At 71.0% G+C, this 16,500-nt stretch carries 13 protein-coding genes; 7 read left to right on the top strand and 6 right to left on the bottom strand.

Features of this window, described 5'->3' with window-relative positions; all coding sequences use genetic code 11:
- Positions 1–130 precede the first annotated feature (130 nt).
- The 4 genes from SY2F82_RS00375 (at position 131) to SY2F82_RS00360 (ending at position 8,206) form a co-directional block, all read left to right on the top strand.
- Positions 131–862: a VIT1/CCC1 transporter family protein gene (locus tag SY2F82_RS00375; RefSeq protein WP_200416879.1), complete on the top strand. Its 732-nt coding sequence runs from the start codon at positions 131–133 to the stop codon at positions 860–862.
- A 366-nt stretch (positions 863–1,228) separates the two neighbouring features.
- Positions 1,229–5,824 (top strand): glutamate synthase large subunit, encoded by a 4,596-nt coding sequence (gene gltB / locus SY2F82_RS00370; protein ID WP_200417747.1) that lies wholly within the window; start codon positions 1,229–1,231, stop codon positions 5,822–5,824.
- Entirely contained in the window at positions 5,817–7,280 is a 1,464-nt protein-coding gene (locus SY2F82_RS00365; protein WP_200416878.1) for a glutamate synthase subunit beta, read from the top strand. The genes gltB and SY2F82_RS00365 overlap by 8 nt, the downstream gene beginning before the upstream one ends.
- Positions 7,281–7,483: 203 nt before the next feature.
- Positions 7,484–8,206 carry a VWA domain-containing protein gene (locus tag SY2F82_RS00360; protein ID WP_200416877.1) on the top strand — a complete coding sequence of 241 codons (723 nt, stop codon included), beginning with the start codon at positions 7,484–7,486 and terminating at the stop codon, positions 8,204–8,206.
- 6 nt (positions 8,207–8,212) lie between these two features.
- Here SY2F82_RS00360 and SY2F82_RS00355 read toward each other — a convergent pair whose 3' ends face one another.
- Both SY2F82_RS00355 and SY2F82_RS00350 read right to left on the bottom strand, forming a co-directional pair.
- On the bottom strand, positions 8,213–9,157 hold the full coding sequence (locus SY2F82_RS00355) for an acyl-CoA dehydrogenase family protein (protein WP_200416876.1): 945 nt from the start codon (positions 9,155–9,157) through the stop codon (positions 8,213–8,215).
- A 28-nt stretch (positions 9,158–9,185) separates the two neighbouring features.
- Entirely contained in the window at positions 9,186–10,322 is a 1,137-nt protein-coding gene (locus SY2F82_RS00350; protein ID WP_200416875.1) for an acyl-CoA dehydrogenase family protein, read from the bottom strand.
- A 67-nt stretch (positions 10,323–10,389) separates the two neighbouring features.
- Here SY2F82_RS00350 and SY2F82_RS00345 point away from each other — a divergent pair, with 67 nt between their 5' ends.
- From SY2F82_RS00345 to SY2F82_RS00335, 3 genes are read left to right on the top strand one after another with little or no spacing between them, the layout of a single operon-like run.
- Positions 10,390–11,172, top strand: a complete 783-nt coding sequence (locus SY2F82_RS00345; protein ID WP_200416874.1) for an SDR family oxidoreductase — start codon at positions 10,390–10,392, stop codon at positions 11,170–11,172.
- A gap of 41 nt (positions 11,173–11,213) precedes the next feature.
- Positions 11,214–11,858: a TetR/AcrR family transcriptional regulator gene (locus SY2F82_RS00340; protein ID WP_236041018.1), complete on the top strand. Its 645-nt coding sequence runs from the start codon at positions 11,214–11,216 to the stop codon at positions 11,856–11,858.
- 42 nt (positions 11,859–11,900) lie between these two features.
- Complete coding sequence (locus tag SY2F82_RS00335) at positions 11,901–13,058, top strand: acetyl-CoA C-acetyltransferase (RefSeq protein ID WP_200416872.1); 1,158 nt, start codon at positions 11,901–11,903, stop codon at positions 13,056–13,058.
- On the opposite strand, the gene SY2F82_RS00330 is transcribed toward SY2F82_RS00335, so the two are convergent.
- The 4 genes from SY2F82_RS00330 to SY2F82_RS00315 are packed head-to-tail and all read right to left on the bottom strand — an operon-like array spanning position 13,042 to position 16,489.
- Positions 13,042–14,100: a nitronate monooxygenase family protein gene (locus tag SY2F82_RS00330; protein ID WP_200416871.1), complete on the bottom strand. Its 1,059-nt coding sequence runs from the start codon at positions 14,098–14,100 to the stop codon at positions 13,042–13,044. The genes SY2F82_RS00335 and SY2F82_RS00330 overlap by 17 nt on opposite strands.
- Complete coding sequence (locus SY2F82_RS00325) at positions 14,100–14,855, bottom strand: CoA-transferase subunit beta (RefSeq protein WP_200416870.1); 756 nt, start codon at positions 14,853–14,855, stop codon at positions 14,100–14,102. The genes SY2F82_RS00330 and SY2F82_RS00325 overlap by 1 nt, the downstream gene beginning before the upstream one ends.
- On the bottom strand, positions 14,852–15,745 hold the full coding sequence (locus tag SY2F82_RS00320) for a CoA transferase subunit A (RefSeq protein WP_200416869.1): 894 nt from the start codon (positions 15,743–15,745) through the stop codon (positions 14,852–14,854). Before SY2F82_RS00320 ends, SY2F82_RS00325 begins: the two co-directional genes overlap by 4 nt.
- Positions 15,746–16,489, bottom strand: coding sequence for an enoyl-CoA hydratase family protein (locus tag SY2F82_RS00315; protein ID WP_200416868.1), 744 nt, complete (start codon positions 16,487–16,489; stop codon positions 15,746–15,748).
- Positions 16,490–16,500 lie beyond the last annotated feature (11 nt).

Below are 16,500 nucleotides of genomic sequence, written 5' to 3'. Positions count from 1 at the left end.
GAGAGGCAAAGGTGCTGGTTAGCCCAGCCTTTCCTTGCTGGCGGGACGGAAATTCAAGGCGTAGGTTCTTGGTTGTCGAAAGATAGAACTTGTCCAAACTTAGCTTTGCCTAAGCTTCCTGGGGGACTTCATGGCCATCATCGAGACCGAGGCGACGCTGCACGAGGCGCACCGGGACAACCACACCCACAGGGATGTCAACGGTGGCTGGCTGCGCCCGGCCGTGTTCGGCGCGATGGACGGGCTGGTGTCCAACCTGGCCCTGATGACGGGTGTCGCCGGCGGTTCCGTCAGCCAGCAGACCATCATCATCACGGGCCTCGCGGGTCTGGCCGCCGGGGCCTTCTCCATGGCCGCCGGCGAGTACACCTCCGTCGCCTCCCAGCGCGAGCTGGTCGAGGCCGAGCTCGATGTCGAGCGGCGGGAGCTGCGGAAGCACCCGGAGGACGAGGAGGAGGAGCTGGCGGCGCTGTACGAGGCGCGCGGCGTCGAGCCCGCGCTGGCCCGCGAGGTCGCCAAGCAGCTGTCCCGCGACCCCGAGCAGGCCCTGGAGATACACGCCCGCGAAGAGCTCGGCATCGACCCGGGCGACCTGCCCTCCCCGCTGGTGGCCGCCGTCTCCAGCTTCGGATCCTTCGCGCTCGGCGCCCTGCTGCCCCTCCTGCCTTACCTGCTCGGTGCCCACGCCCTGTGGCCCGCCGTCCTTCTCGCGCTCCTCGGGCTCTTCGCCTGTGGCGCCGTCGTGGCCAAGGTGACCGCTCGCAGCTGGTGGTACAGCGGCTTCCGGCAGCTCGCCCTCGGTGGTGCCGCGGCGGGTGTGACGTACGTCCTGGGCACTTTGTTCGGTACGGCCGTACGATAAGCGCAGGCTAGTTATGCGAGGGGCCGCATAAATAGTTGTTACTCGACGGTTTCGCGTGCTTAACCAGCGGGCATGAGCCGTACGCGCCGCGGGCAATGAGGCCTGCTCCGCACCCCTCACGGTGGGCGATGTTGCTCTCCGTACCAGGGTCGACGGACACTGATCTGTCCGGTTGTGCCCCCTCCACTCCATCGCCGTGCGTGGAACCCGCGCCATGCCCCGGCGATGTCCGCATGTTGGAACGGTCTATCCCGGTTCCCGAGAACCGCTCCATCATGTAACCTGCACGAAATTTTGACTCTTCGCAGAGGGCCAACGTCGTCCCTCGGCACCTGCATATGCCACATGACGACGACGGGAGAGCCGATGCGTACGCCGCGCCAGCCGTCCCAGCACTCCGCGAATGGCCAGAACTGGTCCTTCATGGATGCTCGCCCTGCTGCGCAGGGTATGTACGACCCCCGCAACGAGCACGACGCCTGTGGCGTCGGCTTCGTGGCCACCCTCACCGGCGAGGCGAGCCATGCGCTGGTCGAGCAGGCGCTCACGGTTCTGCGCAACCTGGAACACCGCGGTGCCACCGGCTCCGAGCCCGACTCGGGTGACGGCGCCGGCATCCTCTCCCAGGTCCCCGACGCCTTCTTCCGCGAGGTGGCCGGATTCGAACTGCCCGAGGCGGGCGCCTACGCCGTCGGTATCGCCTTCCTGCCCGAGGACGGCACCGCCGAGGCCGCCTCGGCGATCGACGCGATCGCCGCCGAGGAGGGCCTGACCGTCCTGGGCTGGCGCGAGGTCCCGGTCGCCCCCGAGCTGCTCGGGGCCACCGCCCGCTCCACGATGCCCGCCTTCCGCCAGCTGTTCGTGACGGACGGCGTGAGCAAGGGCATCGACCTCGACCGCAAGGCGTTCGTGCTGCGCAAGCGCGCCGAGCGCGAGGCCGGCGTGTACTTCCCGTCGCTGTCCGCGCGCACGATCGTGTACAAGGGCATGCTGACCACCGGCCAGCTCGAGCCCTTCTTCCCGGACCTGTCCGACCGCCGCTTCGCCACGGCCGTCGCGCTCGTCCACTCGCGGTTCTCCACGAACACCTTCCCGAGCTGGCCGCTCGCCCACCCGTACCGCTTCGTCGCGCACAACGGCGAGATCAACACGGTCAAGGGCAACCGCAACTGGATGGTCGCCCGTGAGTCGCAGCTGATCTCCGACCTGTTCGGCCCGCAGGAGAAGCTGGAGCGGATCTTCCCGATCTGCACCCCGGACGCCTCCGACTCGGCCTCCTTCGACGAGGTGCTCGAGCTGCTCCACCTCGGCGGCCGCTCCCTGCCGCACTCCGTGCTGATGATGATCCCGGAGGCGTGGGAGAACCACGACTCCATGGACCCGGCCCGGCGCGCCTTCTACCAGTACCACTCCACGATGATGGAGCCCTGGGACGGCCCGGCCTGCGTCACCTTCACCGACGGCACCCAGGTCGGCGCCGTGCTCGACCGCAACGGTCTGCGCCCCGGCCGCTACTGGGTCACCGACGACGGTCTCGTCGTGCTCGGCTCCGAGGTCGGCGTCCTCGACATCGACCCCGCCAAGGTCGTCCGCAAGGGCCGCCTGCAGCCCGGCCGCATGTTCCTCGTGGACACCGCCGAGCACCGGATCATCGAGGACGACGAGATCAAGGCGACCCTCGCCGCCGAGCAGCCCTACGCCGAGTGGCTGGAGGCCGGCGAGATCGAGCTGGGCGACCTGCCCGAGCGTGAGCACATCGTGCACACCCACGCCTCGGTCACCCGCCGCCAGCAGACCTTCGGCTACACCGAGGAGGAGCTGCGCGTCATCCTCGCGCCGATGGCCAAGACCGGCGCCGAGCCGATCGGCTCCATGGGCACCGACTCGCCCATCGCCGCGCTGTCCGAGCGTCCGCGCCTGCTCTTCGACTACTTCACCCAGCTGTTCGCGCAGGTCACCAACCCGCCGCTGGACGCGATCCGCGAGGAGCTGGTCACCTCGCTGCGCTCCTCGCTGGGCCCGCAGGGCAACCTGCTCGACCCGACCGCGGCCTCCTGCCGCAGCGTCGTGCTGCCCTTCCCGGTGATCGACAACGACGAGCTGGCCAAGCTCATCCACATCAACGCCGACGGCGACATGCCCGGCTTCAAGGCCGCCACGCTGTCCGGCCTGTACCGGGTGCACGGCGGCGGTGACGCCCTCGCCGCGCGCCTGGAGGAGATCTGCGCCGAGGCCGACGCCGCCATCGAGAACGGCGCCCGTCTGATCGTCCTGTCGGACCGGCACTCGGACGCCGAGCACGCGCCGATCCCGTCGCTGCTGCTCACCGCGGCCGTCCACCACCACCTCATCCGCACCAAGCAGCGCACCCAGGTGGGCCTGCTGGTCGAGGCGGGCGACGTCCGCGAGGTCCACCACGTCGCCCTGCTCATCGGCTACGGCGCCGCAGCCGTCAACCCGTACCTGGCGATGGAGTCCGTCGAGGACCTCGTCCGCGCAGGGACGTTCCTGCCCGGCGCCGAGCCCGAGCAGGCCATCCGCAACCTGATCTACGCCCTCGGCAAGGGCGTCCTGAAGGTCATGTCCAAGATGGGCATCTCGACGGTCGCCTCCTATCGCGGCGCCCAGGTCTTCGAGGCCGTCGGCCTGGACGAGGCCTTCGTCGACAAGTACTTCAACGGCACGGCCACCAAGATCGGCGGCGTCGGCATCGACGTCATCGCCCAGGAGGTCGCCGCCCGCCACGCCAAGGCCTACCCGGCCTCCGGCATCGCTCCCGCGCACCGCGCGCTGGAGATCGGCGGCGAGTACCAGTGGCGCCGCGAGGGCGAGCCGCACCTGTTCGACCCCGAGACGGTCTTCCGCCTCCAGCACTCCACGCGCACCGGCCGCTTCGACATCTTCAAGAAGTACACGGCCCGCGTGAACGAGCAGTCCGAGCGCCTGATGACGCTGCGCGGCCTGTTCGGCTTCAAGTCGGACCGGGGGCCGATCCCGATCGAGGAGGTCGAGCCGGTCTCGTCGATCGTCAAGCGGTTCTCCACGGGCGCCATGTCGTACGGCTCCATCTCCCAGGAGGCGCACGAGACCCTCGCCATCGCCATGAACCAGCTGGGCGGCAAGTCCAACACCGGTGAGGGCGGCGAGGACCCGGAGCGCCTGTACGACCCGGCGCGCCGCTCGGCGATCAAGCAGGTGGCCTCCGGCCGCTTCGGCGTGACCTCCGAGTACCTGGTCAACGCGGACGACATCCAGATCAAGATGGCCCAGGGCGCCAAGCCCGGCGAGGGCGGCCAGCTGCCCGGCCACAAGGTGTACCCGTGGGTGGCCAAGACCCGGCACTCGACGCCGGGCGTGGGGCTCATCTCCCCGCCGCCGCACCACGACATCTACTCCATCGAGGACCTGGCGCAGCTGATCCACGACCTGAAGAACGCCAACCCGCAGGCCCGCATCCACGTGAAGCTGGTCTCCGAGGTCGGCGTCGGCACGGTCGCGGCCGGTGTGTCCAAGGCGCACGCGGACGTCGTCCTCATCTCCGGCCACGACGGCGGCACGGGCGCCTCGCCGCTCACCTCGCTGAAGCACGCCGGCGGCCCCTGGGAGCTCGGTCTCGCCGAGACCCAGCAGACCCTGCTGCTCAACGGCCTGCGCGACCGCATCGTCGTGCAGACCGACGGCCAGCTGAAGACCGGCCGTGACGTGGTCATCGCCGCGCTGCTCGGCGCCGAGGAGTTCGGTTTCGCGACCGCTCCGCTCGTCGTCTCCGGCTGCGTCATGATGCGCGTCTGCCACCTGGACACCTGCCCGGTCGGCATCGCCACGCAGAACCCGGTGCTGCGCGAGCGGTTCTCCGGCAAGGCCGAGTTCGTCGTGAACTTCTTCCGGTTCATCGCGGAGGAGGTCCGCGAGCTGCTGGCCGAGCTGGGCTTCCGCTCCATCGAGGAGGCCGTCGGCCACGCCGAGGTCCTGGACGTCACCCGCGCGGTGAACCACTGGAAGGCCCAGGGCCTGGACCTGGAGCCGCTGTTCCACGTGCCCGAGCTGCCCGAGGGCGCGGTGCGCCACCAGGTGATCGCGCAGGACCACGGTCTGGAGAAGGCGCTCGACAACGAGCTGATCAAGCTCGCCGCCGACGCCCTGAACGCGGACTCCCAGGCCGACGCCCAGCCGGTGCGCGCCCAGGTCGCGATCCGCAACATCAACCGCACGGTCGGCACCATGCTCGGCCATGAGGTGACGAAGAAGTTCGGCGGCGCGGGCCTGCCCGACGACACCATCGACATCACCTTCACCGGCTCCGCGGGCCAGTCCTTCGGCGCCTTCGTGCCGCGCGGTGTCACCCTGCGCCTGGAGGGCGACGCCAACGACTACGTCGGCAAGGGCCTCTCCGGCGGCCGGATCGTCGTCCGCCCGGACCGTGCGGCCGACCACCTCGCCGAGTACAGCGTCATCGCGGGCAACACCCTCGCCTACGGCGCCACCAGCGGCGAGATGTTCCTGCGGGGCAAGGTCGGCGAGCGGTTCTGCGTCCGCAACTCCGGTGCGCTGGTCGTCTCGGAGGGCGTGGGCGACCACGGCTGCGAGTACATGACCGGTGGCCACGCGGTGGTCCTCGGCGAGACGGGCCGCAACTTCGCGGCCGGTATGTCGGGCGGTGTCGCGTACGTCATCGACCTGGACCGCGACAACGTCAACGCCGGCAACCTGGGCGCCGTCGAGGCCCTGGACGACGCCGACAAGCAGTGGCTGCACGACGTGGTGCGCCGCCACCAGGAGGAGACCGGGTCCACCGTGGCCGAGAAGCTCCTCGCCGAGTGGGACACGGCCGTGGCCCGCTTCAGCAAGATCATCCCCAGCACGTACAAGGCAGTGCTCGCCGCCAAGGACGCCGCCGAGCGAGCGGGTCTCTCCGAGACCGAGACCCACGAGAAGATGATGGAGGCGGCGACCAATGGCTGATCCCAAGGGCTTCCTGAACCACGGCCGCGAGGTCGCCAAGTCCCGCCCCGTCGAGGAGCGCGTCCGGGACTGGAACGAGGTCTACGTCCCCGGCTCCCTGCTGCCGATCATCAGCAAGCAGGCCAGCCGGTGCATGGACTGCGGCATCCCGTTCTGCCACAACGGCTGTCCGCTCGGGAACCTGATTCCCGAGTGGAACGACTACGCCTACCGCGAGGACTGGACGGCAGCCTCCGAGCGGCTGCACGCCACGAACAACTTCCCGGAGTTCACGGGCCGTCTGTGCCCCGCCCCGTGCGAGTCGGCGTGCGTGCTCGGCATCAACCAGCCGCCGGTCACCATCAAGAACGTCGAGGTCTCGATCATCGACAAGGCGTGGGACAGCGGTGACGTCAAGCCGCAGGCCCCCGAGCGCCTGTCGGGCAAGACGGTCGCGGTGATCGGGTCCGGCCCCGCCGGTCTGGCCGCCGCCCAGCAGCTGACCCGGGCCGGCCACACCGTCGCCGTCTACGAGCGCGCGGACCGCATCGGCGGTCTGCTCCGGTACGGCATCCCCGAGTTCAAGATGGAGAAGCGGCACATCAACCGCCGTATCGAGCAGATGCGCGCGGAGGGCACCCGCTTCCGTACGGGGATCGAGATCGGCCGCGACCTGAAGGCGTCGGACCTGCGCAAGCGGTACGACGCGATCGTGATCGCCGCGGGCGCCACCACCGCCCGCGACCTCCCGGTCCCCGGCCGTGAGCTCAAGGGCATCTACCAGGCGATGGAGTACCTGCCCCTGGCCAACAAGGTCCAGGAGGGCGACTACGTCACCCCCCCGATCTCGGCCGAGGGCAAGCACGTGGTCGTGATCGGCGGCGGTGACACGGGCGCGGACTGCGTGGGCACGGCCCACCGCCAGGGCGCGGCCTCCGTCACGCAGCTGGAGATCATGCCCCGCCCGAACGACGAGCGGCACCCGACGAACCAGCCGTGGCCGACCTTCCCGATCCTCTACAAGGTCACCTCGGCCCACGAGGAGGGCGGCGAGCGGATCTACTCCGCCTCGACGACCCACTTCGAGGGCGACGAGGACGGCAACGTGCAGTGGCTGCACCTGGCCGAGGTCGAGTTCGTCGACGGCAAGCTGACGCAGAAGCCGGGCACCGAGCGGAAGATCCCCGCCCAGCTGGTCACCCTCGCCATGGGCTTCACCGGCACCGACCAGCAGAACGGCCTGGTCGAGCAGCTCGGTCTGGCGCTGGACGAGCGCGGCAACATCGCGCGCGACGCCGACTTCCAGACGAACGTGCCGGGCGTGTTCGTGGCCGGTGACGCCGGCCGCGGCCAGTCGCTGATCGTCTGGGCGATCGCGGAGGGCCGCTCGGCCGCCCGCGGCGTCGACCGCTACCTCACCGGCGCCAGCGACCTGCCGGCTCCGATCCGGCCGACCGACCGCGCACTGACGGTCTGACGGCTCCAACGTGACCTGACGGTCACTCATATATGTCCCGTACAAAGGCGTACGGGCGGGCAATCTGGGGGATTTCCCCCAGACCCCCCGAGACGGCGCCTGCCAACTTGTCCCCGACCGGACGATCTGGCAGGCGCCGCCGCTTTGAGCGGCTGTCGTGGCGTAACCTCGACGTTCCCGCACCGCACCGAGGGGGAGCCGGCATGGCCGCGATCAGTCTGACCAAGGTGGAGCAGAGCGCCCCCGCGCTGGTCAGCCTGTACAAGACCGCCGGGGTCTCGCTGCGCAAGCACGGCCTCGACGGGCAGCGGGCCGCCGTCTACCTCGTGGTCGACTACTCCGGGTCCATGCGGCCCTACTACAAGGACGGCAGCGTGCAGGCGCTCGCCGAACAGGTGCTGGGGCTCTCCGCGCACCTCGACGACGACGGGAGCGTGCCGGTCGTCTTCTTCTCCACCGATGTCGACACCGTCTCCGACATCTCCCTGGCCGACCACCGGGGCCGTATCGACCGGATCGTCGCCGGTCTCGGGCACATGGGCAAGACCAGCTACCACCTCGCGATGGACGCCGTCATCGACCACTACCTCGACAGCGGCTCCAAGGCCCCCGCCTTGGTCGTCTTCCAGACCGACGGCGGCCCCATCGACAAGTTCGCCGCGGAGCGCCATCTCTGCAAGGCGGCGAAACTGCCGATGTTCTGGCAGTTCATCGGGTTCGGGGATCCGGACAGCAGGCAGTTCGATTTCCTGCGCAAGCTCGACGAGCTCCCGGTGCCGCAGAAGCGGGCCGTCGACAACGCCGGGTTCTTCCATGCCGGTCGGGACCCACGGACGGTGCCCGACACCGAACTGTACGACCGGCTCGTGGGCGAGTTCCCGCAGTGGCTGGCTGCGGCACGGGCACGGGGCATCGTGGCCGGATGAGACGCCTCACCCCCGGGCACCGAGGACGACCGCCCGGCACTGCGCGGGCCCACCCCACGCCGTGCGCAGCGCACGCGCCTTGGTGAGCCACAGAGACAGGTCGTACTCGGCGGTGTAGCCGATCGCCCCGTGCAGTTGGAGCGCGGTCCGGGCGGTCGCGTACGCCGCCTCGCAGGCCGCGACCTTGGCGGCGGCCACGTCCGTCGGGGTCATGGACAGGGCCGCTCCGAACAGCAGCGGACGCGCGAACTCCAGGGCTGTCCTGGCGTCGGCCAGACGGTGCTTGACGGCCTGGAAGGAGCCTGTCGGGACACCGAACTGGACGCGCTGCCCGACATGGGCGACGGTCCTGTCGAGGAGGGCCAGCCCTACGCCGAGCGCCTGAGCCGCGGTGGCGAGGCGGGCCCAGAGGACGGCGTCCGGGGGGATGACGGGGGAGAGCAGTTCCCCACCGGGGAGCGGGGTGGCGAGCCGCCGGGCGGGGTCCAGGGACGGGCGTATGTCCCGGGCGCCCGGCGACCGCCACACCTGGCCGTCCCTGAGCGCGAGGACGAGGTCCGCGGTGTCCGCGTCCAGGGCGTACGGTGCGCCCACCGTGGCCAGCGCCTTGCCCGACGCCAGCTGGGGCAGCAGCCGCCCGGCGGGCTCGGGCCGTGCGGAGAGGAGGGCCGCCGCGAGCACCGTCTCCACCAGCGGGCCCGGAACCGCGTGCCGCCCCAACTCCACGAAGGCCACGACCAGTTCCACGGGCAGTGGGCCCACCCCTTCGAACTCCTCCGGGACCGCCAGCGCGAAGACGCCCGCCTCCGCGATCCGGGACCACAGCGCCCGGCCCGCCGTGGGGTCGCCGGCACTCCAGGACCGTACGAGCGAGGGGGTGTCGGCAGCGGCCAGCAGCGCGTCCAACGAGCGGGCGAACGCGCGCTGTTCCTCGGTGAGCAGGAAACGCATCAGCCATGGCCCTTCGTGAGCGGGAGCATCAGCGGCGGCCCTTCGGCAGGCCGAGCAGGCGTTCGGCGATGATGTCGCGCTGGATCTCGTTCGCGCCGGCGTAGAGGGGCCCCGCGAGGGAGAAGACATACCCCTCCGCCCAGTCGGTGTCCGCCAACTCGCCCTCCTCGTCCAGCAGATCGAGCGCCGTCTCGTGCAGCGCGATGTCGTACTCCGACCAGAAGACCTTGTTCATGCTGGACTCGGGACCCAGCGGCTCGCCCTGAAGGAAGCGGGACGCGCCCGCGTACGTGAAGAGCTGGTAGGCGCGGGCGCCGATCACCGCGTCGGCCACCCGGTCCTGTGCCCGCACCGGGCATCCGCGCTGCCGCCACAGCTCCACCAGCCGGTCGGCGGCGGCCAGGTAGCGGCCGGGGGAGCGGAGGGTGAGCCCGCGTTCGTTGCCGGCTGTCGACATCGCGATCCGCCAGCCCTCGCCCGGCTCGCCGATCACGTCCTCGTCGGGCACGAACACCTCGTCCAGGAACAGCTCGGCGAACGCCGGCTTCCCGTCGAGGCGGTCGATCGGCCGGACCGTCACCCCGGGCGCGCGCAGGTCGAACATCAGGTAGATCAGCCCCTGGTGCTTCGGTGCCTCCGGATCGCTGCGGAACAACCCGAACGCACGGTCCGCGAAGGCCGCCCGCGACGACCACGTCTTCTGCCCGCTCAAGCACCAGCCGCCGTCCGTGCGCACCGCCCTCGACCGCAGGGAGGCCAGGTCCGAACCGGCCTCCGGCTCCGACCACGCCTGCGCCCAGACCACCTCCCCGCACGCCATCGGCGGCAGCACACGGGACCGCTGCTCCTCGGTGCCGTGGTCGAAGAGAGTGGGCGCCAGCAGATGGATCCCGTTCTGGCTCACCCGGCCCGGTGCGCCCGCCGCGTAGTACTCCTCCTCGAAGATCAGCCACCGCACCAGCCCCCCGTCCCGTCCGCCGTACGCGGCCGGCCAGGACACCACCGACCAGCGGTCCGCGGCCAGTTCCGCCTCCCACGCCCGGTGCGCCGCGAAGCCCTCCTCGGTCTCCAGGGAGGGCAGCGGGGCCGCGGGCACGTGCGCCGCGAGCCAGGCCCGGGCCTCGGCGCGGAAGGCCTCGTCCGCGGGGGAGTGGGTCAGGTCCACGCGCTCGTCCTTCCGCCGCTCTTCGTCAATCTTCCCTAACAAGTGTTTGGTAGGTTAGCGTGGACCCATGACAGGCGTCGAGAGCCCGGCGTACGTACCCGGCCACGGGCTGCTGCGGGGGCGCACCGCCGTGATCACCGCGGCGGCCGGTGCGGGGATCGGCGGCGCGACCGCGCGCCGGTTCCTCGAGGAGGGCGCGCGCGTTCTGATCAGTGACGCGCACGTGCGCCGCCTCAAGCAGTACGAGGCGGAGCTGGCCGGGGAGTTCGAGGGCTCGGTGACCGCGCTGCCGTGCGACGTCACCGACGAGACGCAGGTCCGGGCCCTGTTCGACACCGCCGTCCGCACCCACGGCCGACTCGACGTCGTCGTCAACAACGCCGGCCTGGGCGGCACCGCCGCGCTCGTCGACATGACCGACGAGCAGTGGTCGCGCGTGCTGGACGTGACACTGAACGGCACCTTCCGGTGCCTGCGCGCGGCCTTGCGCGCCATGAAGGAGACCGGCGGCGTGATCGTCAACAACGCCTCGGTGCTCGGCTGGCGCGCCCAGGCCGGACAGGCGCACTACGCCGCCGCGAAGGCGGGCGTGATGGCCCTGACCCGGTGCGCGGCCATGGAGGCGGCCCCGTACGGGGTGCGGGTCAACGCGGTCGCGCCGAGTCTCGCCCTGCATCCGCACCTGGCGAAGGTGACGACCCCCGAACTGCTTCACGAGCTGACCGCGAGGGAGGCGTTCGGACGGCACGCCGAGCCGTGGGAGGTGGCCAACGTGATCGTCTTCCTGGCGTCCGGCTACTCCTCGTACATGACCGGTGAGGTCGTCGCCGTCAGCAGCCGGCATCCCTAGGCCCGGCGATGGACCCGCGCCCCGGGGATCACAATGGAACCGTGCCCACCAAGCCGACCACCAAGAAGCCCCAGGTGACCGCCGCGCCCGCCCGCCGCCGCGAACTCCTCGACACCGCCGCCGAGGTCTTCGCCGAGCAGGGCTACAACGCCACCACCGTCCGCACGATCGCCGACCACGCCGGAATGCTCGCGGGCAGCCTCTACTACCACTTCGACTCCAAGGAGTCGATGCTGGAGGAGATCCTGCGCACCTTCCTGGACGAGCTGTGGGACGGCTACGACACCGTCCTGGACGCCGGCCTCGGTCCGCGGGAGACGCTGGAAGCACTGGTCACCGAGTCCTTCCGGGAGATCGACCGGCACCGCGCGGCCGTCGCGATCTACCAGAAGGAGTCCAAGCAGCTCGCGGCACAGGAACGGTTCGCGTTCCTCGCCGAGTCGCAACGCAAGTTCGAGAAGGCATGGCTGTCGACCCTGGAACGGGGCGTCGCCGACCGGGTCTTCCGGGCCGACCTCGACGTCCGGCTCACCTACCGGTTCGTGCGCGACACCGTGTGGGTCGCCGCCTCCTGGTACCGGCCCGGTGGACAGCACAGCCCGGAGGAGATCGCCCGCCAGTACCTGTCGATGGTGCTCGACGGGATCGCCGTACGCGAAGAACAGCAGGAGCACAGCAGTACGTGAGCAGCCGTATGCGAACCGTCGTCCTGTACGAGGGAGTCCACCATGGCCGAGGCCTACATCGTCGAAGCGGTCCGTACGCCCGTCGGGCGGCGCCGAGGCGGGCTCAGCGGAGTCCATCCGGCCGACCTGGGCGCGCACGTACTGAAAGCCCTCATGGAGCGCTCGGGAGTGGACCCGGCGGCCGTGGAGGACGTCATCCTCGGCTGCCTGGACACCGTCGGACCGCAGGCCGGGGACATCGCCCGCACCTGCTGGCTGGCCGCCGGGCTGCCGCAGGAGGTGCCCGGCGTGACCGTCGACCGGCAGTGCGGCTCCTCCCAGCAGGCCGTGCACTTCGCGGCGCAGGCCGTCATGTCCGGCACCCAGGACCTGGTCGTCGCGGGCGGCGTGCAGAACATGTCGCAGATCCCGATCGCCTTCGCCTCCCGTCAGGCCGCCGAACCGCTCGGGCTGACCGAGGGACCCTTCGCGGGGAGCGAGGGCTGGCGGGCCCGCTACGGCGACCAACCCGTCAACCAGTTCGTCGGCGCCGAGATGATCGCCGCGAAGTGGGGCATCACCCGGCGCGACCAGGAGGAGTACGCCCTCCGCTCGCACCAGCGGGCGGTGCGCGCCATCGACGGGGGCCGCTTCGAGAAGGAGACCGTCGCCTACGGGGACGTCACGGTCGACGAAGGCCCGCGCCGGGACACCTCCCTGGAGAAGATGGCCGAGTTGAAGCCGGTCCTGGAGGGCGGCACCGTCACCGCCGCCTGCTCCTCGCAGGTCTCCGACGGCGCGGCGGCCCTGCTGCTGGCCTCGGAACGGGCCGTACGGGAACACCGGCTGACCCCGCGCGCCCGGGTCCACCACCTCTCGGTGCGCGGCGAGGACCCGATCCGCATGCTGACGGCCCCGATCCCGGCGACCGCGCACGCCCTGAAGAAGACCGGGCTCACGATCGACGACATCGACCTCGTCGAGATCAACGAGGCGTTCGCCCCGGTCGTCCTGGCCTGGATGAAGGAGACCGGCGCCGACCCGGAGAAGGTCAACGTCAACGGCGGCGCCATCGCCCTCGGCCACCCCCTGGGCGCCACCGGAGCCAAGCTGATGACCACCCTCCTGAACGAACTCGAACGCACCGACGGCCGCCTGGGCCTGCAGACGATGTGCGAGGGCGGCGGTCAGGCCAACGTGACGATCATCGAACGGCTCTGAACCCTTCCAGGACCCCGAGCACCTCCTCCGCCTCCGTCATGATCCGCTCCACCAGCTCCGCACACGACGGCAGGTCGTCGATCACCCCGGCGACCTGCCCGGACGCCATCACCCCGAGATCCGTCCGCCCCTGAACCATCGCGGCCCTGAGCAGCATCGGCGTGTTCGCCGCCAGCAGTACCTGGCCCCAGCTCAGGTCCTTGCCGTGCTTCAGGACGAGGCCGTCGCGGATCATCCGCGGCCACGTCAGACCCGACAGCCTCCGGAACGCCGACGCCCCGCGCACCGCCCGCAGCAGCGCCCGCACCCGGCCCGCCCGCTCCAGCGAGTCCACGAACGACGTGCGCAGCATGCGATGAGGCAGTCCGTCCACCGCCGTCGTCACCGTCACATCCCGCACCGACGCCGCCAGATAGCGCGCCTTCACCGCCTCGGGCACCGTCGAGTCCGACGTCAGCAGGAAGCGCGTGCCCATCGCGATGCCCGCCGCCCCGTACGCCAGCGCCGCGACCAGCCCGCGCCCGTCGCGGAAGCCGCCAGCCGCCACCACCGGGATGTCGACCGCGTCCACCACCTGCGGCAGCAGCACGGTCGTCGCCACCTCACCCGTGTGACCGCCGCCCTCGCCGCCCTGCACGATCACCGCGTCCGCACCCCAGGAGGCCACCTTCTCGGCATGCCGCCGCGCTCCCACGGACGGAATCACGACGATCCCCGCCGCCTTCAGGCCGGCGATCAGCTCAGCCGACGGCGCCAGCGCGAACGACGCCACCCGCACGCCCTCCTCCACGAGCATCCGCACTCGGTCACCCGCATCCCCGGCGTCCGCCCGCAGATTCACCCCGAACGGCGCGTCCGTCCGCGCCCTCACCTCCCGTATCGCCTCCCGCAACTGGTCGAGCGTCATGGTCGCGGAGCCGAGGATCCCGAGCGCACCCGCGCCGGCCGCGGCGGAGACCAGACGGGGCCCGGCCACCCAGCCCATGCCCGTCTGCACCACGGGATGCCGGACCCCGACGAGCCGGGTGAACGCGGTGTCCATCAGCGCCCCCCGCCCTCACCGACCCGATCGGGCACCTCGCGCTCCCGTATGCCCTCCGGATCGATCACCTCACGGATCAACCGCAGCTCCTCAGGCGTAGGTTCACGGGTGCACGGAACCTCGTCGGGGACCGTCGGTTCGAAGCCCGTCGCCTGCCGCACCTCCTCCACCGTCACCCCCGGATGCAGCGAGGCGAGCCGCATCGAGCGGTCCGGGGTGTCGAAGTCGAAGACACCGAGGTCGGACACGACGCGCGCGATGCGGTGGAAACGGGCGGTGGCCGGGTGCCGTGCCGCACGGTCGTATCCCACCCCGCACACCATGTCGACCCGCTCGACGAACACCCGCCGTGAATGCCGCGGTATCCAGTAACTGGTCGGATGATTGAGGGTGTTGACCGGCGCTCCGCGCACCCCGAGCAACTGCCGCCGGGGTTCTGCCCAGTCCCCGATGCGCGAGATGTTCTGGTTGCCGAAGCGGTCGATCTGGCTCGCGCCCATCATCACGTGCCGCCGACCGCCGGCCACCAGCTCCAGATGCTGACGGTACGGCAACCAGCCCTCCACCGTGCCGTCGGCGCCCACCAGCATCGCCTCGCCGTCGGTGAGCAGCAGGTCCGGGGAGAAGGTCCGCCGCGCCAGCCGCGCTCCGATCGAGGGGATGGGGCCCATGGGGCTCGCGAGGATCTCCCCGGCGCCGCGCCAGGCCTCGGCGCACGCGATCACGCAGTACTCCGCGCGGCTCACTCCGCTCATGACCGCTCCTCGTGCCAGGCCCGGACGGCCGACTGGTAGGCGTGTTCGTCCCCGGCGAGGAACCGCCCGGCGAACCGGGACCACTCGGTGGTCGCATAGTGCCTCTGGAAAGCCTCGTCCCGGTCGTGGTCGGGTGCGCAGGACGTGAAGTGCGCGCCGTTCGGAGCCTCGACCACCCCCGTCACGGTGTGCCGCTTGATCAACAGGGTCTGCGGTGCGGCCTCCTTCGTCAGCTCCGCGGTGTCCACGATCCGCTCGCACGACATGTACGCCGCGTCGGCCGCCTCGCAGAACAGGTCGTCGAAGTACGGGTCCGGGCCCAGGTACTGGCCGTTGCCCAGCCGGTCGGCACGGTTGACGTGCACCAGGGCGGCGTCCATCCGCAACGCGGGCATCGCCACGAACTCCTCGCTCGGGCCCGGCGAGGCCGTCCCGCCGTCGCCGGTGAAGGGCCACCCGTCCCCGTACGGCGACGTCACCGTCCGCAGGCCCGGGTTGACCCGCAGCACGTCCGAGCCGACTCCCGCCCGCACCGGCAGGAACGGCAGCCGGTTCGCCGCCGCGCGCAGCCCCCACAGGAACATCGCCTCGTCGACCTCCGCCAGCTCCAGCGCACCGCTCTCCCGGGCCGCCCGGAAGTGCGGTTCGAGCGGGATCGAGTCCAGCGTCGTGAACGCGGCGACAAGTCTTCGGATCCGCCCCGCTGCCGCGAGCATGCCGACGTCCGGACCGCCGCAGGAGACGACCGTCAGATCGGTGATCCCGGAGCGGAGCAGCGCCCGCACCAGGGCCATCGGCTTACGGCGCGAGCCCCAGCCCCCGATGCCGAGGGTCATGCCGCTCTCCAGCCGGGAGACGACCTCCGCGGCGGTCATCGTCTTGTCCCCCACCTATCCGCCCTCCTTCCCGAAGGTGTCCCGGACCCGGCCGGCCACCCCGCTGAGGTTCGCCTCGAACGTGAAGCCCTGCTCGAAGCGGTAGCTACGGCGCACGTCGACCGGGTCGATGCCGTTGAGCGCGGCCTTGGCCAGCCGGAGCAGCTCACCGTCCTTGGCGGCGATCTCACCGGCCAGCTCCAGCGCCGCAGCCCTGAGCCCGTCCCGCGGCACGACCCGCCACACCGAGCCGTGCGCGTGCAGCTCGCCCGCCGTCACGGTGCGCGCGGTGTAGTACAGGGCACGCATCAGATGCGGTGGGACGAGCCGCGCCAGATGCGTGGCCGCACCCAGGGCGCCCCGGTCCAGCTCGGGCAGCCCGAAGACGGCGTCCTCGCTCGCCACGATCGCGTCCGCGTTGCCGACGAGCCCTATCCCGCCGCCCAGGCAGAACCCCTGCACCGCGGCGACGACCGGCACCTCGCACTCGTACACCGCCGCGAACGCCTCGTAGCACCCCCGGTTGGCCCCGATCAGCGCGCCGCTGCCCTCGGCCTGTATCTCCTTGATGTCCACACCCGCGTTGAAACCGCGCCCCGGCGCGGCCAGCACGACACAGCGGACCTCCCGATCGCGGCCCGCCGACCGCACGGAGTCGGCCAGGGCGAACCAGCCGGCCACCGGCAACGCGTTCACCGGCGGGAAGTCGACCGTGACGACGGTGACCCCTTTTTCCGGGCACGAGGTGGAGACACCCATGGGCACATCAG

This window comes from Streptomyces sp. Y2F8-2, from assembly GCF_014905555.1.
Taxonomy (GTDB): Bacteria; Actinomycetota; Actinomycetes; order Streptomycetales; family Streptomycetaceae; genus Streptomyces; species Streptomyces cynarae.
Note: the sequence above shows the minus strand (reverse complement) of the source record. Positions and strands in the feature narration are given on the sequence as shown.